A 23393-nucleotide genomic window follows, 5' to 3' on the forward strand; every position below is an offset into this window, starting at 1 on the left:
GAAAGGCTAGAGGCGCTGTGTGTGAAGGAGTCCGCGGAAGGCACAGGGCCGAATTCCTTCACTATCGACACTTATTCAGGCTTTCTAGAATTTAATCCCTTCTTTTGAAAAATTAATTCCTTCTTTCTAGAAAATGATTCCATCAAGCGCCCTCCAGATACAGTTAATTCCTTCATTCTCCTTTCGATTTCCTTCAAACGAGCTTACTTATTCCTTCTTTTCAAAATTTAATTCCATCACTCCAACAACCATCCCACCTCCCTAAATGCCCTTAACCAACAAGCCCTTCAGCTACATAACCCATTTTTCACCAAAATAAATAGCGCACCACCATCCAAACGGCTATAATAACCAAAAGGAGGTGAATGTAATGCAGAAACTCTACCAGCTTTCTAACTGGAAAACGTGGCTCATCGCTGTCCTGATCTTTGCCGGCTTTATTGGATTGATCCTGCCGAATGAAGCAGCCGAATCCTCGCGTGTCACAGGCACATCTGAATCACCGGATGGCTCCTTCTTTTACACCCCGGAAACTCTTTTTTCCATTGCAGATACATACGGTGAGGAAGGCAGAGCTTATTACGTCCGCGCCCGTTACACCTTTGATGTCGTCTGGCCTATCGCTTATTTTCTTTTTCTCACGACCACAATCGGTATCCTATTCAAACCTTTCCGCCAATCTAAATGGAAATGGTTCATTCTTTTGCCGCTTTTCGGCATGATCTTCGATTTTCTTGAAAACTTGAGCACGTCACTGGTCATGTCATTTTATCCGGAGGAACTGACCTTTTTCGCTGTGATCGCACCATTTTTCACTGCTATTAAATGGTCATGCATTTACGGAAGCTTTGCACTAATTCCAGTGGGCATTGCCGCAAGATTAATCAAAAGGAGGAAATAACATGATCATGAAACCGCAGGCATTGCCCTGCCATATTCAAACACTGCAAATCATCGCAGACAGGCTGCCGCACTATCATCAGAAATTCGAGGACATTCAAAAACATCTTCGCAACTTAATCGCCGGCTATAAAGGTGAAGCCGGACTGGATTATAACCTCAGCTTCATCAAATCCCCTCACATCATCCTTCACAACCTTCGCCTTAAAGGACAAAACCACCACTTCCAAATGGACACGATCATCCTGTTCCAAAACGCAATCATTATTTTAGAAACTAAAAACATCTCCGGCTCGCTCCAATTTAAAACTGATTTCCAGCAGGTTCTCCGCACGTTAAACGGGCAAACAGAAGCTTTCAAAGACTTTCACCTGCAAATTAAAAGACAATCAGAACAGCTGACAGAGCTGATGAAACGCCATAAGCTCGGCGCACTACCCGTCATTCCATTCATCGTCATGGCAAACTCCCGAACCATTATCCACGCCGAAACGCCACACATTTTGCGAAATGTCATCCCACCAGAAGCCATCGAAAGCGAAATTTATAAGGCTCTGCAAACGATCCAGACTAAAAAGTTTGGTCAGGCACATATGAAAAAAGTGGCTGATGTGTTAATCAGTTTGCATGAGGAACTTGAGATTGACTGGTTCAAAAAATATTCAATTGGTTTCAGTGAACTGCAGATGGGTGTGCAATGTCCGGGGTGTAGAAAGATTGGAATGGTCAAAAGCAGACGTGGATGGACTTGTGGGGATTGTCATCATTTTTCCAGCAGCGTTCACCATGAGGCTTTGGAGCAGCTGTTTCAATTGAAAGGAGATAATGGAATAGTGAATAAGGACATTCGGCTGTTCTTTAGAATTTCTGATGAGCAGGCAGCAAGGAGAATGGTGGAGAAGATGGCTGTAAGAAAAAGAGGGACAACTAAAGGGGTAAAATATTTTAAGCTTACTTTATAATTGCGTTCCGATTTGTGAATTGAGTGGTGAAGAACTTTTGTGAAGTGCATTTAGGAGGTCGCCAGAAATGAAGGAAACATTTTTTCAAAAGAGGGAATTGGCATTCAGTTATGAAGGGATTACGTCAACAAATGAAGGAATTCCTGGTATCTGAAGACTGTTTGAGGGAATCTTTCTCCAGAAAGAGGGAATTGATTTTTCAAAAGAAGGAATTAAAATTTGAAAAGCCTGAATAAGTTCAATTAATGAAGGAATTCCACAACGTTCATCGTTCCGTCACTCCCCACCTTAACCAAAATACCCTTAAAACTGTAAAACAGACCCCCGCCCAAGCAGGGGTCCAATCATCAAATTACTTCTTAATAGACGCTTCAATAAAGTCTCTGAACAGTGGCTGTGGGCGGGTTGGGCGCGATGTGAATTCCGGGTGGAACTGGGACGCGACGAACCATGGGTGGTCGGCAAGTTCGATGATTTCGATCAGGCGGCCGTCCGGGCTTGTGCCTGAGAAGATGAATCCTGCTTCTTCCATTTGCTCACGGTACTGGTTGTTGAATTCGAAGCGGTGACGGTGACGCTCGTATACGACTTCGTTATCGTAGGCTTCAAAGGCTTTTGTGCCTTCTGTCAGCTTACATGGGTATAGTCCGAGACGAAGTGTTCCGCCAAGGTCTTCGATATCTTTTTGCTCCGGCAGAAGGTCAATGACCGGGAATGGTGTTTCCGGGTTGATTTCTGCTGAGTGTGCGCCATCCATTCCAAGCACGTTGCGGGCAAATTCTACACTTGCGAGCTGCATGCCTAGGCAGATCCCAAGGAATGGTGTTTTTGTTTCACGTGCGTAGCGAATGGCTTCGATTTTACCTTCGATGGCGCGGTCTCCGAATCCGCCAGGGACAAGGATTCCGTCTACATCACCAAGCTCCTGCTCCACATTTTCACGTGTGATCAGTTCAGAATTCAGCCATTTCACTTCAACGTCCGTGTCGAAGCTGTAGCCGGCATGCTTTAAAGATTCTACGACTGAAATGTAAGCATCCTGAAGCTCAACGTATTTACCGACAAGGGCAATTTTCGTTTTGCCTGACAGGTTACGGACGCGGTCAACAAGTGCATTCCACTCCGTCATTTCAGGCTGTGGTGCGTTGAAGCCGAAATGGTCGCAGACGATCTGATCCATGTTTTGCGCCTGAAGGGCAAGTGGTACGGCATAAAGTGTGTCAGCGTCAGTCGCTTCGATTACTGATTTTTCGTCAATGTCACAGAACAGGGCAATTTTGTCCTTCATGTCCTGAGAAATTGGCATTTCGGTACGAAGCACAATGATGTTTGGCTGGATACCAAGGCTGCGCAATTCTTTTACGCTGTGCTGAGTCGGCTTTGTTTTCATTTCTCCGGCAGCTTTAATATAAGGGACAAGTGTACAGTGAACGTACATTACGTTTTCGCGGCCTACATCGCTCTTGATCTGACGGATCGCTTCAAGGAATGGAAGAGATTCGATATCCCCTACCGTTCCACCGATTTCTGTGATCACGACATCTGCATTTGTCTCACGTCCGGCACGGAAAACGCGCTCTTTCAGCTCGTTTGTAATATGCGGAATGACCTGTACTGTTCCGCCGAGATAATCACCGCGACGCTCTTTTTTCAGCACTGTTGAGTAGATCTTACCTGTTGTCACGTTGCTGTATTTGTTGAGGTTAATATCGATAAAACGCTCGTAGTGACCAAGATCGAGATCCGTTTCCGCACCGTCATCTGTGACGAACACTTCCCCGTGCTGGTATGGACTCATTGTTCCAGGGTCTACGTTGATATATGGATCGAATTTCTGGATGGTCACGCTCAATCCTCTGTTTTTCAGAAGGCGGCCAAGTGAAGCAGCCGTGATTCCTTTTCCTAATGATGATACAACTCCGCCAGTAACGAAAATATATTTTGTTGACATCGTTTGTTCTCCCTTCATCTAATCCAAGTTTTATTGAGTGGGTGGAAAAATCTCTTATAAAAAATAAAAAGCGCCCCTCCTGCGTCAGAGACGCAAGGGAGCGCGTATATGTGCGTTTGATCCCTTTTCAGGGAGCCCAAATAAAATACTACCATCATTTTATAAAAAATCAAGGAAGTTTTTTCAGTGGGATTTTTGACAGCGTTTTAACAGTTGATGTTAAAGGCTTTTAGTTTAATGAATATTTTCCGGCTGTTGGGAAATGTATTCCTCATTCCATGGAGGACGGACATTTTCTTTTTGAAGGGAACATCATATAGGCATATCCTGCGCTTTTCGCGGCCGCGTAGTGAAATAGTCAATACTTCGAACCACCAGTTAAAAAGGTTCGCAGGATTCCACTCGAGGTTCTCAGAATTTTGGAGCAGTTTCCTAACATTCAGCCACGGGTTCACTGAATTCCATCGCTCTTTCAAAAGATTTTCTCATTCTTTCGCAAGATCCGGACTTTTGACTCATAACTCCATTCAGCAATGTTTCATCATTTGCATACAAAAAGAGACTGCCTAAGCAGTCTCCCTGTTTTACAGATCGTCATCCTCATCTTCAACATCGAGGTCTTCGTCGTCATCGGTTTCACCGATATCGTCAAAGTCTTCACTGTCTAGTTCATCATCGAAGTCCTCATCGTCTTCATCATCTAGGTCATCGACATCATCGACATCGTCGTCTAGTTCATCGTAGACAAGGTCGTCTTCTTCGTCATCCAGGTCGTCGAAGTCAAGATCTTCATCCGCGACTTTCTTTTTCTTGGATTTTGTTTTCTTTTTCGTCTGGATTTCGCTTGTTACCTGCTCGTCCTCTACCTGGTCAAGCGGATACCATGAGCGGAGTCCCCAGCCTTTTTCTGCGCCAAGGAAAATGAAGCGGCCGTCCATGTTCAAGTCGGTGTAGAATTGAACAATTTTTTCACGTGCCTCTTTATCAGTTAAGCCAAGCAGACGCTGCCATTCATTCACCATTTCGTTAAAAGTAATTGAATCGTGGCGGTCCACTAAAAGCTGGTGGGCAATTTCAATAAAAGAATACTCTCTCAAGTCTTCTACTGAGCGGTTTTTAAGTTCCATTCCGTGCACTCCTTTTTATCTGGTATGCGTGATACGCTCTATCTTAAAACATGGTTTTTAGCTGAAAGCATATTATCCATTATAACCAAAGATGTACCCGGAATGCCATACTTACCCCTGTTTTTTATAAATTCCTGATGATGCTTTTTTGGTTTCACGCCAGGCCAGCCAATAAAAGAAGGCGGAAAGCAGCAAAAAAGCAACAGCACCAAACATTTTGCTGTAGAGATATAAGGTTGCTGAAGAAATAACTAAAATAGAGCCGCTTAGAATCAGCAGTCTTTTCACTTGATCACGTCCTACAACTTGTTGTTATCTCCATTATAGTACAAAAGAAAACCTGCCGGGAGTGATTTGATGGTTTCCCGGGCAGGTTTTACTGAAACTTTACATATTGCGTCGATATTGTCCGCCCACTTCATACAGTGCATGAGTGATCTGACCTAATGAAGCCACTTTTACTGTTTCCATGAGTTCAGCAAACAGGTTGCCGCCTGAAACAGCCGTTTCTTTCAGTCTTGCCAGTGCAGCGTCTGCTTCATTCTCGTGCTGTTTTTGGAAAGAACGGAGATTGGCAATCTGGGTTTCTTTTTCTTCCTGCGTTGCACGGGCCAGCTCCATACTGTCCATTTCCTCTTCTGATGGAGGATTCGGATTCAGATACGTGTTGACACCGATGATCGGCAGTTCACCCGTATGCTTTTTCATTTCATAATGCATGGATTCTTCCTGGATCTTTCCGCGCTGATACTGCGTTTCCATGGCGCCAAGCACACCACCCCGGTCGTTGATCCGTTCGAATTCCTGCAGCACCATTTCCTCTACAAGGTCCGTCAGTTCTTCTACGATAAAGGAGCCCTGCAGTGGATTTTCATTTTTACTTAAGCCGTGTTCTTTTGTGATGATCATCTGGATCGCCATCGCACGGCGGACTGATTCTTCAGTCGGCGTAGTAATCGCTTCGTCATACGCATTAGTATGAAGGGAATTACAGTTGTCCTGAAGGGCCATCAGCGCCTGCAGCGTTGTCCGGATATCGTTGAAATCGATTTCCTGCGCGTGCAGGGAACGTCCTGACGTCTGGATATGGTACTTCAGCTTCTGACTCCGCTCATTAGCACCGTATTTATCTCTCATCACTGTCGCCCAAATGCGGCGGGCAACGCGGCCAATCACGGTATACTCCGGATCAAGTCCGTTGGAGAAGAAGAATGACAGGTTCGGTGCAAAGTCATTAATATTCATACCGCGGCTTAAATAGTACTCCACATACGTAAATCCGTTTGCGAGTGTAAATGCAAGCTGTGAAATCGGATTCGCACCGGCTTCAGCGATATGGTAGCCGGAGATAGAAACAGAATAATAGTTACGCACTTTCTGGTCGATAAAATACTGCTGGATATCTCCCATCATGCGCAGTGCAAATTCGGTTGAGAAAATACACGTATTCTGGCCCTGATCCTCTTTTAAAATATCGGCCTGAACCGTTCCGCGCACGACCTGAAGCGTCTGTTCACGCACTTCCGTAAATTCCTCAAGTGACAGCGTGCGGCCAAGCGCTTCCTCACGCTTTTTCACCTGCTGATCGATCGCTGTGTTCATGAACATCGCTAGAATAATCGGCGCAGGTCCGTTAATCGTCATCGAAACGGATGTCGAAGGGGCACACAGATCAAAGCCTGCATACAGCTTCTTCATATCCTCTAGTGTACAGATGCTGACGCCACTCTCCCCGACTTTTCCGTAAATGTCCGGACGGTAATCCGGATCTTCACCATATAGGGTTACTGAGTCAAAAGCAGTGCTTAAGCGTTTGGCATCGTCGTCCTTTGAAAGGTAATGGAAACGGCGGTTCGTACGCTCCGGTGTTCCCTCTCCGGCAAACTGACGCTTCGGATCTTCACCCTTCCGTTTAAATGGAAATACGCCCGCTGTGTATGGGAATGAACCCGGTACATTTTCTTTATACACCCATTTTAAAATCTCGCCGTAATCCTCATATTTCGGAAGCGCGACCTTTGGAATGGATAGTCCTGAAAGGCTTTTCGTCGTCAGCTCAGTGACGATTTCCTTGTCACGGATTTTCGTTGTAAACTGATCCTGTGCATACATGTCCTTCAGTTTCGGCCAGTTTTCAAGAATTTTCTTCGACTCAGCCGTCAGCTCATCCCAGGTGTTTTCCTTCAGTGTTTCAAGCGGTGCGACAGCAGCATCATTCCCCTGCTCTTTTAGCGCCTCAATACTTCCTTCAAGCTGGAAGAAACGGCGGGCAAGCTTTGTCTGCTGTTCAGCTGACTGATGATAGCGGCGCACGGTTTCCGAGATTTCACGCAGGTAATAGCGGCGGTCATTTGGAATAATGACGTTCTGCTTTTCAACCTGGGCTTTTTTCGAAAAGGCTGTTGACCAGTCCGTCTGCGCTTTTGTGTTAATCGTTTCGATCAGTGCAGCAAACAGCGCGTTTGTTCCTGCATCGTTAAACTGGGAGGCAATCGTACCGAATACCGGCATTTCATCAAGGTCCTGGTCAAACAGCATACGGCTGCGCTGATATTGCTTCTGCACCTGACGTTTCGCATCCTCAGAGCCTTTACGCTCAAATTTATTGATAACAACAAGGTCCGCATAATCAATCATATCGATTTTCTCAAGCTGTGACGGCGCACCGAATTCACTCGTCATCACATACATCGAAATGTCGGAGATTTCGGCGATCTCAGCATCCCCCTGCCCGATTCCGCTCGTCTCCACAATGACCAGATTATAGCCTGCTGCTTTTACAACGGAAATCGCATCACGAATCGCGAGTGACAGCTCACTCTTGGATCCGCGAGTCGCAAGACTTCTCATAAATACCCGATCAGAGAAAATAGCATTCATCCGGATTCTGTCCCCTAAGAGGGCACCACCCGTTTTTTGCTTCGTCGGGTCGATGGATAAGATCGCAACCTTTTTATCCGGTACTTCATTAATGAAGCGTCGGATTAACTCATCAGTAAGGGAGCTTTTACCTGCTCCACCTGTTCCGGTAATCCCCACAACAGGCGCATGCTTTTCAGCTGCCTTTACACGATCCATAATCTCCTGCCACTGCTCGCTGTCATTTTGCATGCGGTATTCAGCAAGTGAAATGAATTTCGAGACAATCGGTGTTGTACCGCTTTGCAGCTCTTCAATCTCATGCTTCATTTCCTGTTCAACCGTGGCAAAATCACATTCCTTAAGCATCTGGTTAATCATGCCCTGAAGCCCGTGCTGACGGCCGTCCTCCGGAGAGAAAATTCGGGCAATACCGTACTCATGAAGCTCTTTAATTTCACGCGGGATAATGACTCCGCCACCTCCGCCGTAAATGCGGATATGCGGAGCACCACGCTCTTTTAACAGGTCATACATATATTTAAAATATTCAACGTGACCACCCTGGTAGGATGAAATCGCAATACCCTGCACATCCTCCTGGATCGCTGCATTGACGACCTCTTCAACAGAGCGGTTGTGGCCGAGGTGAATGACCTCTGCACCACTCGCCTGAAGAATGCGGCGCATAATGTTAATGGAAGCATCATGTCCGTCAAACAGACTCGATGCCGTCACAAAACGCACCGGGTTGGCGGGCTTGTAAATCACTGGTTCATTGACTGCCATGCTTTGTTCCCCCTATTCCGCCACGGTCTGAAAGCCTTTAATGCCGTTTAACAGCAGACCGGTCTGGCGTTCGATGTATTGTTCGATCGTGTAGGAGCGCAGCGCCCAGCGTCTGAACGCCCACATCTGCCCCTGAACAAAAATATTCTGCGCCATGAGATGAATCATTTCCTTCTCCATCTCAAGTTCCCCTTCATCGACGCATTTCTGAATCAATATTTCAAACATTTCCACCATCTCAAGCTCTTTTTTCAACACGTAAGGCAGGGCATCCTTCGAGAGTGATTTGGCTTCCTGATACATGACGAGCACTTCGTCCTGCATGTCGTCCACAACTCTGAAGTAGTGGGCAATACCTGTTGAGAGGGACTCAAGCGTTCCTCCGTTCAGGTCCATGCCGTGGAGGCGGGCCCTTACCTGGTCGTAGATCCGGTCGCAGACGAGGTACAGGACGTCTTCTTTTGTCCGGATATACTCATAGAGGGTGCCGATACTGAAGCCGGACGCTTTGGCGATTTCGCGTGTCGTGGTCCGGTGAAAGCCTTTTTGTTTGAAGAGTGAAACGGCTCCTTTTATCATCTGATCTCTGCGCATTTCGACGAGTCGTTCGTCTTTTACGGACGATTGTACTTCGCGTCTTTTATCCAACCGCATCCGCCACCTTATTCTGGAGTAGGCCGTTGATTTCCGCTCCAGAGGTTCGCTTTCCGCGGCCGCGCGGTGAGCCAGCTGTGCTGCGCACACCTGTCTCACCTGTCGCTTCTATGCCGCAGGAGTCTCACCTCTTCCGCTCCAATCAACTCTGTAAAATATTATAGAAGCGTTGATCTCCGTGGAAGGTACTCGCTTTCCTTTGTCTAGCTCCGGCGACTAGCCCCTCGAGGTCATAAGTCAAATCTGAACGAGGGCAAAGATCAGTCCTCTTTTTCATCTTCGCCTTATGCTTGTCGGGGCTGGACGAGTCGCCTCCGCTTTTCCCGCAGGAGTCGCCACCTTCCGTTTAGATCAACTAAATGAACTCTTATGAGAGCCGTTGATCTCCGTGGAAGGTACTCGCTTTCCTTTGTCCAGCTCCAGCGACTAGCCCCTCGAGGTCATAAGTCAAAGATGAACGAGGGCAAAGGTCAACCCTCTTTTCATCTTCGCCTTATGCTTGTCGGGGCTGGACGAGTCGCCTCCGCTTTTCTAAGGCCGCGCGGTGAACCCACCGTGCTTCGCACGCCGGTTTCACCTGTCGCTTCTATGCCGCAGGAGTCTCGCACCTTCCACTCCGATCAACTCGATGTTTATTTGTAAGATCGTTAAGGTCAAATAATGAATCTGATCTTATTAATTACTTCGTCACCATTCTTCCAATCACGAGGCGTTGGATTTCCTGGGTGCCTTCGTAGATTTGGGTGATTTTGGCGTCGCGCATGTAGCGTTCTACCGGGTAGTCTTTTGTATAGCCGTAGCCTCCGAAGATTTGGACGGCTTCGACGGTTACTTTCATGGCTGTGTCGCCGGCGAATAGCTTGGACATGGCGGATTCTTTGCCGTATGGCAGGCCTTCTGATTCGAGCCATGCTGCCTGGTAGGTCAGAAGTCTTGATGCTTCGATGCCTGTTGCCATGTCGGCGATTTTAAAGGAAACGCCCTGGTTAGCAAGGATGGTTTTGCCGAATTGTTCACGGCCTTTTGCGTATTCAACGGCTGCATCGAGTGCGCCCTGTGCGATTCCGACTGCCTGTGCAGCGATTCCGTTACGGCCTCCGTCGAGTGTCATCATCGCGATTTTAAAGCCCTGTCCTTCTTCTCCGAGGAGGTTTTCAGCCGGTACTTTGACGTTGTCAAAAATGAGTTCCGTTGTTGGTGATGAACGGATGCCGAGTTTTTTCTCTTTTTTACCGATCGAGAAGCCTTCCCAGCCTTTTTCTACGATAAATGCGCTCATGCCGCGTGTTCCTGCGTCCTGATCTGTTACGGCGAAAATGATGTACAGCTCTGCTTCGCCACCGTTTGTGATCCAGACTTTAGAGCCGTTTAACACGTAGTGATCACCGTTTTTCACAGCGCGTGTTTTCATGGATGATACGTCTGAACCTGCGCCAGGCTCTGATAAGCCGTATGCGCCAAGCATTTCACCCTGAGCAAGCTTTGTCAGGTAGTGTTTTTTCTGCTGCTCGTTACCGAATTTATAAATGGGCCAGCTCGCAAGTGAAAGGTGGGCTGATAGCGTTACGCCTGTTGATGCACAGACACGTGACAGCTCTTCTACCGCGATGACGTAAGCAAGATAGTCACTGCCGATCCCGCCGTACTCCTCCGGCCATGGAATACCTGTCAGACCAAGCTCCGCCATTTTGTTGAAAATACTGCGGTCAAAACGTTCTTCTTCATCGCGCTCTGCAGCGGTTGGTGCGACATCCTTTTCTGCAAAGTCGCGGACCATTTTACGGATCATTTCGTGCTCTTCAGTTAATGTAAAGTTCATGTTCAAAAATCCCCCATCCTATTTTGTCACGTGCTTACTGATCACGATTCGTTGTATTTCACTTGTACCTTCATAAATCTCACTGATTTTCGCATCGCGGAATAAGCGCTCTGCCGGGTAATCCTCTGTATAACCGTTACCGCCAAATACCTGTACGCATTCAATCGCGTTCGTCATAGCAGTAGATGAAGCAAACAGCTTTGCCATAGAGGCTTCCTTGCCGCATGGCTTACCCTGCTGACGTAGATCCGCTGCCTGGTACACGAGAAGGCGTGCCGCTTCTGCAGCTGTGGCCATATCCGCGAGTTTAAATCCGATTCCCTGCTGCTTGGCGATTGGCTTACCGAACTGCTCACGCTCTTTTGCATAGGCAACCGCATGTTCAACGGCTGCTTCTGCAATACCGAGTGATTTTGCAGCAATCCCGATCCGCCCGACATCGAGGTTTCCGAGGGCAATTTTAAAACCTTCTCCCTCTTCACCTAACAGATTTTCAGCTGGTACCTTCATATCTTCAAACGTTAGCTGAACGGTACGTGATCCATGCAGCCCCATTTTTTCTTCATCTTTTCCGACGATAAATCCTGGTGTATCCTTTTCAACGATAAAGGCACTGATTCCGCGCGTTCCTTTTTCAGGATCTGTGACAGCAAACACGATATACGTATCCGCTTCACCACCGTTTGTGATAAAGATCTTTGAGCCGTTTAAGACGTAATGATCGTCTTTTTTCACTGCCTTCGTTTTCAGGCTGGCAGCATCTGAGCCTGCACTTGGCTCTGTCAGGCAGAATGCACCGAGGTATTCACCGGTCGCAAGTTTCGTTACATATTTCTTCTTCTGCGCTTCATTCCCGTAGTAAAGAATCGGGTTTGTACCAACAGAAGTATGCACGGATAAAATCACGCCGACGACCGGACTGACCTTCGACAGCTCGTTAATCGCAATAATATAAGAGATAAAGTCCATTCCTGCCCCGCCGTATTCTTCCGGAACCGTAATGCCCATGAGACCGAGCTCAGACATTTTGTTCAAAATATCATGCGGAAATTCGCCCGCTTCCATCCGTTCAATAAACGGCTCGACTTCTTCCTTCGCAAAGTCGCGCACCATTTTGCGCATCATTTCCTGCTCTTCTGTAAAACGGAGTTCCATCTTTCTGCTCCCCCTTGCTGATTATTCGTAGCTGTAGAATCCGCGGCCTGTTTTCTTACCGAGCCAGCCGGCTTTTACATATTTCCGCAGAAGCGGACACGGGCGGTATTTGCTGTCGCCAAATCCGTCATGCAGAATTTCCATAATGTACAGACACGTATCAAGACCGATAAAGTCCGCAAGCTGAAGCGGTCCCATCGGATGATTCATGCCCATTTTCATGACATCATCAATCGCTTCCTTCGACGCAACCCCCTCATAAAGCGTGTAAATCGCTTCATTGATCATCGGCATCAAAATGCGGTTTGACACAAATCCAGGGAAGTCCTCCACCTCAACTGGCGCTTTGTTCAGTGATTTTGTCATGTCTTCGACTGCCTGATATACCTCGTCTGTGGTGGCGAGTCCGCGGATAATTTCAACGAGCTTCATAACCGGAACCGGGTTCATAAAGTGCATCCCGATCACTTTTTCCGGACGGTTTGTGGCTGCTGCAATCTCCGTAATTGGAAGTGATGAGGTGTTTGACGCTAAAATTGCGTGTTCCGGTGCGACCTCATCGAGCGTTTTGAAGATTTTCGTTTTGATCTCCATATTTTCAACTGCTGCTTCAATGACGATGTCGACGTTTTTCGCATCATTCAGATCCGTTGAACGCGTAATGCGGTTCATTGTGGCCGTTTTATCCTCTTCTGTCATGCGTCCTTTTTCCACCGAGCGTGACAGATTTTTTTCAATGACCCCAAGACCTCTTGTCAGAAATTCATCTTTTAAATCATTCAGCGTGACCTCGTAGCCGGCCTGTGCACATACCTGCGCAATGCCTCCACCCATCTGCCCTGCTCCAATGACCATTACCTTTTTGATCTCCATATCCAATCTCCTTTGTTCGTAAAGTGGATTAAACCTGAATTAATACAGCATCTCCCTGACCGCCGCCGGAACAGATCGATGCAATACCGAGTCCGCCGCCGCGACGCTTCAGCTCGTAAGCAAGCGTTAAAATAATCCGCGCTCCGCTCGCGCCAATCGGATGACCAAGCGCGACTGCACCGCCGTTTACATTCACTTTTTCAGGATCAAGATTCGCAATTTTTGAGCTTGCCAGTGCCACTGCAGAAAATGCTTCGTTGATTTCAAAAAGATCAATATCCTCAAGCTTATAGCCTGTTTTCTCGAGCAGCTTGTTGATCACAAGACCAGGCGTCTGCGGGAAATCCTTCGCTTCCACTGCCACTTCTGCATGGCCAAGAATCGTTGCAAGCGGCTTTTTACCTTCTTTTTCAGCTCGCTCGTCACTCATCAGCACCATCGCACACGCCCCATCGTTAATACCTGGTGCGTTACCGGCTGTGATCGTGCCGTCTTTGTCAAATGCAGGACGAAGGGTGGCAAGCTTTTCAACAGATGTATCTTTTCGAACCGATTCATCATGCGACACAGTAATTGGATCTTTTTTGCGCTGGGGAACTTCTACAGGCACAATCTCTTCAGCAAAAATCCCGTTTTCAATCGCTTCCCCTGCGCGCTGATGGCTTCTGAATGCCCAATGATCCTGCTCCTCGCGCGACAGGTTAAACTCTTCAGCCGTTGAATTGCCGTACGTGCCCATATGTACATGGTTAAACGTACAAGTCAGCCCGTCATGAACCATCATATCCTTGACTGTCGTATCACCCATACGGAAACCGGATCTGGCCTTATCCATAAAATAAGGTGCATTCGTCATCGACTCCATACCGCCCGCAACAATCAGCGACTCATCCCCAAGTCGGATCAGCTGGTCAGCAAGCGTGACACTTCGCATACCTGATGCACATACTTTATTGATCGTTTCTGTTTTCACTTCCCATGGAATGCCGGCTTTTTGCGCTGCCTGACGTGACGGGATCTGCCCCTGTCCACCCTGAAGCACAGTTCCTAAAATGACTTCGTCAATGGATTCCGGTGCGACATCGGATCTTTTCAGTGCTTCTTTGATCGCAAATGCACCAAGGTCTGATGCAGAAAAGGAAGCGAGTGCGCCTCCGAGCTTCCCAAATGGTGTTCTTGCGCCGTCGATAATGACTGTTTTTGGCATGGTGATTCTCCCCTTTGTATGCGTTTTCAAAAATAAGTGAGATGAACGTTGACTGAACGCTCGCTCAGTAATTCCCCTTTAAAAAAGCCGTCAGGAAACGGCATATTAATAGAATATTCTTGATTCTATTGTAAGCGATTACAAGTTTTGATACAAGGAGTTTTTCAGATGAAGGGAGGGGTGAATTAAAAACCGTGCCGGGGACATCCTACGCTTTCCGTGGCCGGGCGGTGAACCCACCTGCGCTTCGCACAGTCGGTTTCACCTTACCCTTTCCGCCACAGGAGTCTCCGAATGTCCCCGGAACTAATAGTATCAATATATCATCAACATTATTTTCAGATAAAAAATCCAAAGGAAAGAAAAAATCAAGATATTAAAGAGTTAAGGTTATTTTATACCCGCTATAACTGGCTCTATATGCTGATCAGGCACTGACTGAGATCAATGCGTGATCATCTGCAAGGATCCCTTGGACTTTGACGTGTGATGGGATGAGCGGGTGGCGGCTGATGAGGCTGACGGTTTTTTTCACGCTTTCATGGCTGCTCTCTGTTTTGAGCCACTCTTCAACTGTATCAGCCTGTAGTTCCGGCATATGGTGCTTGAAGAGATAATTGAGTGCCGGGATGGATTCTGATTGAATTTTTTTCTTCGTGTCAGTGGCCGTTTTGTCTGATGAACCGACGACATAGATGGTTTCGATGTTTTCGTTATAGACACAATGGATGATCGATCTCATGATTTCATCGTAAGGGTGCACGATTGTTGTATCGTAGGATTGAATTATCATCATATTTTCTGAATCCACGTCTGTTATTTCCTTCATGATTGATTCGATGCCTTCTTGTATATCAGTCAGGATTAATACTTTTTTATCCGTGTTCATGTCAGTCTCTCCTTTTCAGTTTTTAAATGAGCGCAATGGTTTATGACCAGCTTCTCCAGCCTCCTTGAGGATTGACGCTGGCGAGGCGGATCCAGCCGTTTTTCACTTTTTCACTGAAGGACTTGTCCGCGTTCAGTAAACGTTCGATATAGTCATCCGGTGACTGAATGACGATGAGCAGACGGAGCGGTGAGTGGTAGGCTTCATCGTCTGATTTCATGACTGATTGCCATGGAAGTCCTGCGAGCAGATCACTGGCATTTCCCTGCATCACACCAATGCCCGATGTGACAGTTTGGGTCGTTTTATTTCCGCTTCCGTAAAAATGTGGTGCAACGGTTGACGCGTAATATTGCAGGTTGATCCACTGCGTCACTGTTCCCGGTCCTGCGATGATATTGGCTAAAAGGCTTCCTTCCTGATCCTGTGTCCAGTCGTAGTTATGAAGAAATGCTCTGCCTTCGAGATCACTTTCCTGTGTCAGTTCCCGTTGTCCGATAATGAAAGCAGCATTTCGCGCAAGTCCCCATTCCGGACGGATTTCGCTCCAGTCGTCTGCAAAACGGTGCGCCTCTTCAACCGGATGTTTTGATTTTGAATCGATATTCGGCAGCTGTACGAGACGTTCTGAATTGGCTTTCTGACTGACATTTGGCATTGCTTCTTCAATACGGTCAAACGCCTGCTTCGCTTCTTTTGAGAGCGCTGGCACGTAGATCCAATGCAGTTCATCCACCGTTGTTTTATGTTCTGCAGCAACAAAGACCGTTTCCTCAGGAATATGAATCCCTGACATCGAAAGCTTCTCTCTTACTTCCGGAAGATTACACAGCGTGGCTAGCACTCTTGCATTGAATCCTCCGGCAGCCCCGCCGCAGGCCCCGCAGTCAAGGGATGAAGCATAAGGGTTGTTGGTGCTGTGACTGCCGTGCCCGCAAATGACAACCAGTGGGGCAAAATCTTTTGTAAGTCCCATCATTCTCAGCGCCTGCTCCGCATAAGTCACTTTTTCCTCATCAGAAAAACCAATGTCTACTGGAGAATGTTTCTGCTGATTTTGTTCAAGCGACAGGCTAGTTTCAGGCTTTCGCAGCCAGCTTTGATGAAGGTTTCTGATAAAACGGTCTGCACGGGTTGGAATGAAGCTTCTTGCCGCCATTTGAAGGCTCAGCCATGGACCGCTTAATTCAGGTAAAAGCAGACTTGACACAACACTCTGCTTCATCGTTTTAAACGTGCTGCCAAGCGACTCGACAGTCTGTTTCCGGTCCTGGTACATCGTCAGCTCCTGCTTGTCCGCCTGCTCTTTTATGTGATGCTGAGGATTTAATATAACGGGCAGGGAAGCGTGACTGTGGCGGCTGCCAAGCTCGCTTGTGGCAATCGGCAGACCAAAAAATCCGGCTATACCAATCGTTTCAAATGGCCCCGCCTGTTCAAGCTGACGGCGGAATGGCTCAGAGCGCACATCAATACAGAACGCTAACTGGGCTAAAGCTGTTTTTTCATCCACCGCTTCAGCACGTTCTGCAGAAACCTTCTGACGAAGACGGTCTTCATGGGTAAGCTCCCAGGCCTCCAGCCAGAGCTTTCGGCGTACCTGATCGTTAAATTGGGATGCGAAACGGATATAGTCATTTTGTTCACTAAATGAGAGTGATGACCATTGTTCCAACGTCAGCTCTCCCCAGTGCATCCATGACGCAATAAGCTTTTTGACTGGAACCTCCTTATAAGTCTGCACGCTTTCCAAAGGTAAAAAAGGCTTCAGGAGCAGCCACTCAATGGACAACCGAACAGCAACGTACTCCTTCAAAAGCGTTTTTTCCTGCGCAGACTGTCCGGAGCGCCATAACATCATCCCTGCCCAGCCCGGTAAAGACAGCAAATGACCTTCAACATAATCCTGCCAGTCTGATTCTGGTATATTCAGACCTGTCAGTGCTTCTTTTAGCGCAGCATCTGCCTCTTCCGGCCATCCAGACAGGCTTTTGCGCTGCTTCTTACTGAACCCAGGATCAAATTTCGCCAGGTGCAGCCACGCTTTATACAGTCCTTTATCTCGATTTGGCATTTCCCACGCTGCCTGGGAATCATCCAAATACAGCTTGCTCCATTTGATTACATGCTGATCAAGCGTTTGAATCAACCGTTCTCCGCTGTCATTTTCGATATGCGCACTTAATGGCTGCCCATATTCCGGACTGTCATCTTCTTCATTCATCCCGGCAAATGGAGCTGCGGCTTTTTCAAGTTCAGGCGAATCCTCTATCTCCTTTGGAAGCGGCTCAAATGTCAGCGCAGCCTGACAAAAACGCTCTGCTGTCTCTTTTGGAATCTGATACTTGCTTTGACGCAGCCAGTGCTTAAGACGGCTGGTCACAAAACGCTCATCAATGTCACCCTGCTCTTTAGCAGAAAGGATCATGGACGCGCCTGGATACATATCAACATCTCTCGTATGTTTCAACCACTGTGCCACCTGATCAAAAGATTGCTTTTCAAGCCCCATCCACGGATTACGTGCAGCAAACGTGGCAATTGGCCAAAGCGGTGCAATGACGCGGGTTGATGACTGGATGATTTCCTCTACACTGCGTTTACGAGGCGCAGTGATCGCTTGATCTTTTTTCACAACTGATGAAGTGACCATCAGGCATCTCCTCCTCAGGAAACATATTTTTTAAGATAAGACGGATGATTTTCGACTGATTTCGCTTCTCCTAAACGGACCAGCCAGAGGTAAAGTCTTGCATGGAATATCGAAGTCCGGTTTCGTGACGACCATGCAGCGATTCCACTGCCAACTAAAAGGAATGCAATCACTGTGAAGACAGCTGCAAAAGGCGGTTGTGCACTTTGAGAAATGCTGATTTCCAGCACGTTGTAGAACAGTTCATGCACCGCAAAATAGACCGTTCCCGTTATCCCGATAAAGACAAGCCCTGCAACACGTCCGATCTTGCCAGGTCCAAAAGCAATTAGCTGCGTCCATGACACGGATAACGACCACCCGAGAATAAGGGCGCTGATTAACCGGTAACCTTCACCTGTATCCATCAGCCAAAAAGCTGCTCCGGCAACCGCACCGAGTCCCCAACCTGCGATGACCCATGCTCTTGAAGCTCTCTCTGTAACCCGTGATGAAGCCTCAAAACGACGCACTGCTGAACCTGCCTGTAAAAACAACGTCCCTTTAAAGATCCCATGTAAAATGAGGTGGATAATGGCCGCGATGTAAGCGCCAATCGCACATTGAATCAGCATAAAGCCCATCTGCGCGATCGTAGAGCCAACGAGCTGGCGTTTATAATCAACCTGAACAAGACTGATGCCCGTTCCAAGCAATACGGAAACACTGGCGACAACCAGCAACAAAATAGAAGCGGCATCTCCGGTGAAAAGAGGAGAAAACCTTGTTAAAATAATGCCCCCTGCATTCACAAGCCCAGCGTGCATGATCGCAGAAACAGGTGTTGGGGCAACTACTGATTCAATGAGCCATCTGTGAAATGGAAACTGGGCTGCCGGAATGATGACGGCTAACACAATCAGCAAGTTGATTCCTGTTTTCTCCCCGGCATCCAACTGCCCCAATGCTGCATCGTTTAAAGCAAGTGATAGCTGCCATTGCCCCGTCACCTGATACAGCCAAATCGCAGCTGCCGATAAAGAAATCCAGCTAACGATAAACAGACCGGCCGTCAGCCTGGATGCCTGAATCGACATCTTCCATTCCCGATTCGATCTGATAAGTAACGTCAAGCAAACAAGCGAAGCACCCCAGCCTGCTACCATCAGCCTCACATCACCGCTCAGCCAGGCTAAAGAGGCAAAAGTGGTCATCAGCGTGAAAAGAACAAAGTATTTACGATAAGCGCGATCTCCTAACAAATATCTGATCGAAAAACGCTGAATGATGACACCGATTGATAAAATGAATAACACCATCAGCCAGGCCAGAGAATCCAGATAGAACGGTCCAGTCATCCCACTTATTGAGGGATTAAACAAGCCAAATACGGCGATGAGCGGCGCAATCATCAGAATGGATAAATGAATCCGGATATAAGCAAGCGGCACTTTAGGATGTAGAAATAACAAGCTGCTGATGCCGCCAGCAATCAGCGCAATAAGAAACAGTATTAATAACATTTCCGGTGAAACGGACATATTCAAAACTCCTTTCTGATCACCATTTATGAGGTTTGCGAATGAAAAAAACCGGCAACGATCCCACCCTAAGATCTAAAGATCGTTAAGGTTGGACAATTGCCGGTTTTACTTCAACGAACATTTCCACGTTTTTTGAAGTACTCCCATTCAATTTGCAGCTAAAAAAATCGGCATACCTCCTCACCCATTAAAAGGATGAGGAAATATACCGATTTACGTTTATTTTTCATTACGCTGACTCACAGGATTTTTCATACGCTCCCTACAGATTGTTTGAAGCGAATGCTAAATCCGGGGTCTATCAGGCGGTAGAAAACAAACGTCTCTCGCTCATTAAGTTATATTTAAAATATAACAGGTGATGATAATTGTCAACTTGATGGGTCTTTTTGGAGGAGTGGTTTTGGTGAACCGTTGATTTCCGTGGAAGCCCCTCGCTTTCCTTTGTCTAGCTGCGGCGACTAGCCCCTCGAGGTCATAAGTCAAAGCTGAACGAGGGCAAAGGTCAGCCCTCTTTTCATCTTCGCCTTATGCTTGTCGCGGCTGGACGAGTCACCTCCGCTTTTCTGAAGCCGCGCGGTGAACCCGCTGTGCTCCGCACACCGGTTTCACCTGTCGCTTCTATGCCGCAGGAGTCTCGGGTCTTCCACTCCAATCAACTTTGGCAGTGAAAAAATGATGGAATTTAAAGGATAACTGTATGTTCTATCAGAATATGAGAAGCAATGTTGAAAACTGGAGGGTGACATGATGTTTGTGGTGAATGTGGAGGCGGAGATTTATAAGGATGATAAATGGCTGATGATTCGAAGAAGTGAAAAGGAAGAGCATGCGGGTGGTGGGCTTGCTTTTGTTGGAGGTCAGGTGGATCATGAGGGTTTTTCATACGACATACTGGAGCGCAGTCTTGAACGTGAGGTTTTTGAAGAGGTTGGTATTAAGGTTGAGGTCGAGCAATATGTGAATAGCTCTTCTTTTGTGACTGATAAGGGAGAGCACGTCGTGGATATTGTTTTCTTGTGCAGACATTTGAGTGGTGAAGCTTTTGCGAAGAGTGAGGATGAGGTGGATGAGGTTTACTGGTTCACGCAGAAAGAGCTGATGGAGCAGACTGGTTTACCAGATTTTTTGATGTGGAATCTTGAGATGGTGTTTAAGAAAACATCCGCTGCAGGGAACTTTTGATATTGTAAAACGACTAATGTTTTAAAGTTCTATTGTGGAGGAGACAACGAATGAAAAGACCCTTATCCCTATTTTCATTACTGTTTTTATTGACTGGATGTACAGGTTCATCGAGTGAAGAGGCAGTTGATTACAAGCTACTGGCTTCAGAAAATCAGCTTACCGCTGAGTTTGCTGAAATTGCTTCTGGTGATCACGAAGAAGTTGATTTTTCCCGCTACGTTTTTTTAGCTGAAAACGATGAAGAATTTAACAAAGCTTTTTCAACTTTGAATTACCAAGAAGAAATTCCTGACAACAATTTTTCTTCAAACTCCGTATTAATCGTTGCTCTTTATGAGTCAGGATGTCAAGCAGAGCTGATGGAGATTTTCAGAGAAAAAGAAGATCCGAGACTTCACGTTTCTGTAGAAGAGCCAGACGGGGATTGTAAAACAATAGCAAACCCCCGTTCGTTTATAATTTCATTACCCAAAACGGAAACAAACGACATGGAGGAAGTTGTTCTCATTGATGACGGAGAAGAATCTGTTATTTCTTTTAATTAAGGGCACCACCAGACAGCGCCACCCTGTCAAGGTGGCGCTCCCCACAAAAAAAGACCCGCCAAAGCGGATCTTTTTTATTTACTCTATGAATCAAGCAGTCTCTTCAACCGGCACGACGTTACCGAATACGCTTAGTTCGAGCAGTTCTGCTACGTCGTAGGTGCCGACTTCTTCTTCGACTTCTTTGGCTTTTGTGCCGTCGGATAGCATGGTCAGGCAGTATGGGCAGCCGGAGCTGATGACAGAAGGCTGGACGACGAGTGCCTGCTCGGTGCGGGCAACGTTGACTCGGTGGCCTTTGTCTTCTTCCATCCACATGAGTCCTCCGCCGGCGCCACAGCACATGCCGGTTTCGCGGCTGCGTTCCATTTCGACGAGTGTGACACCCGGAATGGATTTCAGAATTTCACGTGGTGGATCGTATACTTCGTTGTAGCGGCCAAGGTAGCAGGAATCGTGGAAGGTGATTTTCTCGTCCACGGCGTGCACCGGTTTCAGCTTGCCACGTTCCACCAGGTCAGCCAGTACCTCTGTATGGTGGTAGACTTCTGCTTTCAGGCCGAAGTCAGGATATTCGTTTTTAAAGCAGTTGTATGCGTGAGGGTCAATCGTGACGATTTTCTTCACGTCATTTTTTTCGAACTCGGCGATATTGGCTGTTGCGAGCTCCTGGAATAAGAATTCATTTCCAAGGCGGCGCGGCGTATCTCCGGAGTTCTTTTCCTTGTTGCCGAGAATCGCGAATTTCACGCCAGCTTCGTTGAGCAGCTTGGCAAATGACAGAGCGATTTTCTGGCTTCGGTTGTCAAATGATCCCATTGATCCAACCCAGAACAGGTACTCGAATTCTTCTCCCTGTTTGCTGAGTTCTTTTACCGTAGGAATGTGAACGTCCTCGCGTGCTTCACGCCAGTTTTCTTTTTCCTTACGATTCAGTCCCCAAGGGTTACCCTGACGCTCGATATTTTGCATCGCGCGCTGAGCATCCGGCTCCATTTTACCTTCAGTCAGTACGAGGTAACGGCGAAGGTCGATGATTTTATCAACGTGCTCGTTCATGACCGGGCATTGGTCCTCACAGTTACGGCAAGTTGTACATGCCCAGATTTCCTCTTCTGTGATGACATCTCCGATCAGGCTCGGGCTGTACATATCAAAAGCAGCTTCCGGTCCGCCGGCAGCTGATGCAGCGGCGAGCTGGTTTCCTTTTGTATGGGCAAATGCCGGTGCCGGAACCCATGGTGACTGGGATGTAATCGCAGCACCTGTCAGTGTTAAGTGATCTCGGATTTTTGTGATCAGATCCATCGGTGACAGCATTTTCCCTGTACCGGTTGCCGGACACATATTCGTACAGCGTCCGCACTCCACGCAGGCATACAGGTCAATCATCTGTGCCTGGGTAAAGTCCTGAACCTTTCCTACACCAAATGTCTCCTGAGACTCATCCTCGAAATTGATTTTGCTGAGCTTACCAGGATTATCAAGACGGTTGAAATATACGTTTGCAGGCCCTGCAATTAAGTGGGCATGCTTTGATTGTGGTACATAAATCAGGAATCCTAAAAGGAATAATAAGTGTACCCACCAGGATACATAAAATAGGAATGCGGCAAAGCCTGTGCCAAGCCATCCTATTGCAAGTGCAACGCCGGATGCAACCGGCTCTGTCCAGACAGGATCATGATTCTGCCAGACGATATTTGCTCCATTTCCAAGCAGTACAGAAACCATCAGTCCACCGATAAAAATCAGCACGAGTCCTGATTTAAAACCCCTTTTCAGACGGACGAGCTTTTCCATGTAACGGCGGTAAAACGCCCAGACCACCGCCACTAAAATCATTAATGTGACAAGCTCCTGGAAGAATGTAAATCCAGGATAGAAAATGCCAAGCGGCAGATGCTCCCCAGGGACTAATCCCTTATAAATGAAATCGATGGCACCAAACTGAACCATTAGGAATCCATAAAAGAACATCACGTGGATCAGACCACTTTTCTTATCCTTCAATAACTTTTTCTGTCCAAAAACCTGAACCATAATTTTCTTCATACGTTCTTTTACGTTCTCTTCAAATTCGACTTTTTTGCCGAGTCTGATGAATTCGTAACGCGTTTTCAGTAAGTAACCGAACAGATAAACGGCGTAAGCGGTTACAAGAATGAACGCAATCCAGTTAACAATTAATAAAATATCCCCTGCACTCATGTTCGCTGCACTCCTCCCCAATGTTGTCGAAACTTGCTTGCTTAGTACCATTATATAATGAATGAGCATTCAGTCAATGACTTTTCAG

17 protein-coding genes are annotated in these 23393 nt (G+C 47.1%); 4 read left to right on the plus strand and 13 right to left on the minus strand.

The genetic code is table 11. The annotated features are described in order from the left end of the window. Window positions 1–370 precede the first annotated feature (370 nt). The gene (locus tag H7968_RS01480) at window positions 371–901 is read left to right on the plus strand and encodes a hypothetical protein (RefSeq protein WP_227394482.1); all 531 of its coding nucleotides are present in this window, start codon (window positions 371–373) and stop codon (window positions 899–901) included. 1 nt (window position 902) lies between these two features. Continuing rightward, a complete protein-coding gene (locus H7968_RS01485; RefSeq protein WP_227394483.1) occupies window positions 903–1862 on the plus strand; it encodes a nuclease-related domain-containing protein in 960 nt (319 codons plus the stop codon). A 352-nt stretch (window positions 1863–2214) separates the two neighbouring features. On the opposite strand, the gene H7968_RS01490 is transcribed toward H7968_RS01485, so the two are convergent. The 12 genes from H7968_RS01490 to H7968_RS01545 form a co-directional block, all read right to left on the minus strand. Continuing rightward, a complete protein-coding gene (locus tag H7968_RS01490; protein ID WP_134376524.1) occupies window positions 2215–3813 on the minus strand; it encodes a CTP synthase in 1599 nt (532 codons plus the stop codon). A gap of 584 nt (window positions 3814–4397) precedes the next feature. Then, window positions 4398–4940 (minus strand): DNA-directed RNA polymerase subunit delta, encoded by a 543-nt coding sequence (gene rpoE / locus H7968_RS01495; RefSeq protein ID WP_227394484.1) that lies wholly within the window; start codon window positions 4938–4940, stop codon window positions 4398–4400. Between the two features lie 111 nt (window positions 4941–5051). Then, the gene (locus H7968_RS01500; RefSeq protein ID WP_227394485.1) at window positions 5052–5228 is read right to left on the minus strand and encodes a hypothetical protein; all 177 of its coding nucleotides are present in this window, start codon (window positions 5226–5228) and stop codon (window positions 5052–5054) included. Window positions 5229–5327: 99 nt separating this feature from the next. Next, window positions 5328–8588 (minus strand): fused isobutyryl-CoA mutase/GTPase IcmF, encoded by a 3261-nt coding sequence (icmF, locus tag H7968_RS01505; protein WP_227394486.1) that lies wholly within the window; start codon window positions 8586–8588, stop codon window positions 5328–5330. A gap of 12 nt (window positions 8589–8600) precedes the next feature. Next, window positions 8601–9182, minus strand: coding sequence for a TetR/AcrR family transcriptional regulator (locus H7968_RS01510; RefSeq protein WP_406566354.1), 582 nt, complete (start codon window positions 9180–9182; stop codon window positions 8601–8603). A 739-nt stretch (window positions 9183–9921) separates the two neighbouring features. Continuing rightward, the gene (locus H7968_RS01515) at window positions 9922–11061 is read right to left on the minus strand and encodes an acyl-CoA dehydrogenase (protein ID WP_227394487.1); all 1140 of its coding nucleotides are present in this window, start codon (window positions 11059–11061) and stop codon (window positions 9922–9924) included. Window positions 11062–11079: 18 nt separating this feature from the next. Continuing rightward, the gene (locus tag H7968_RS01520) at window positions 11080–12216 is read right to left on the minus strand and encodes an acyl-CoA dehydrogenase (protein ID WP_227394488.1); all 1137 of its coding nucleotides are present in this window, start codon (window positions 12214–12216) and stop codon (window positions 11080–11082) included. A gap of 21 nt (window positions 12217–12237) precedes the next feature. Then, window positions 12238–13089 (minus strand): 3-hydroxybutyryl-CoA dehydrogenase, encoded by an 852-nt coding sequence (locus H7968_RS01525; RefSeq protein WP_227394489.1) that lies wholly within the window; start codon window positions 13087–13089, stop codon window positions 12238–12240. Between the two features lie 28 nt (window positions 13090–13117). Further along, entirely contained in the window at window positions 13118–14296 is a 1179-nt protein-coding gene (locus H7968_RS01530) for an acetyl-CoA C-acetyltransferase (RefSeq protein ID WP_227394490.1), read from the minus strand. Between the two features lie 427 nt (window positions 14297–14723). Next, window positions 14724–15185 carry a carbonic anhydrase gene (locus tag H7968_RS01535; protein ID WP_227394491.1) on the minus strand — a complete coding sequence of 154 codons (462 nt, stop codon included), beginning with the start codon at window positions 15183–15185 and terminating at the stop codon, window positions 14724–14726. A gap of 40 nt (window positions 15186–15225) precedes the next feature. Next, entirely contained in the window at window positions 15226–17838 is a 2613-nt protein-coding gene (locus H7968_RS01540; protein ID WP_227394492.1) for a DUF2309 domain-containing protein, read from the minus strand. Between the two features lie 14 nt (window positions 17839–17852). Beyond that, window positions 17853–19364: an NADH dehydrogenase subunit 5 gene (locus H7968_RS01545; RefSeq protein WP_227394493.1), complete on the minus strand. Its 1512-nt coding sequence runs from the start codon at window positions 19362–19364 to the stop codon at window positions 17853–17855. A 747-nt stretch (window positions 19365–20111) separates the two neighbouring features. Between H7968_RS01545 and H7968_RS01550 the strand changes: the two genes are divergently transcribed. Both H7968_RS01550 and H7968_RS01555 read left to right on the plus strand, forming a co-directional pair. Next, window positions 20112–20546: an NUDIX hydrolase gene (locus H7968_RS01550; protein WP_227394494.1), complete on the plus strand. Its 435-nt coding sequence runs from the start codon at window positions 20112–20114 to the stop codon at window positions 20544–20546. A gap of 50 nt (window positions 20547–20596) precedes the next feature. Continuing rightward, a complete protein-coding gene (locus H7968_RS01555) occupies window positions 20597–21094 on the plus strand; it encodes a lipoprotein (protein WP_227394495.1) in 498 nt (165 codons plus the stop codon). 90 nt (window positions 21095–21184) lie between these two features. Here the strand turns inward: H7968_RS01555 and H7968_RS01560 are convergent, their stop codons facing one another. After that, a complete protein-coding gene (locus H7968_RS01560; RefSeq protein ID WP_227394496.1) occupies window positions 21185–23305 on the minus strand; it encodes a heterodisulfide reductase-related iron-sulfur binding cluster in 2121 nt (706 codons plus the stop codon). Window positions 23306–23393: the final 88 nt, after the last annotated feature.

Source organism: Jeotgalibacillus aurantiacus (genome assembly GCF_020595125.1).
Lineage (GTDB): Bacteria > Bacillota > Bacilli > Bacillales > Jeotgalibacillaceae > Jeotgalibacillus > Jeotgalibacillus aurantiacus.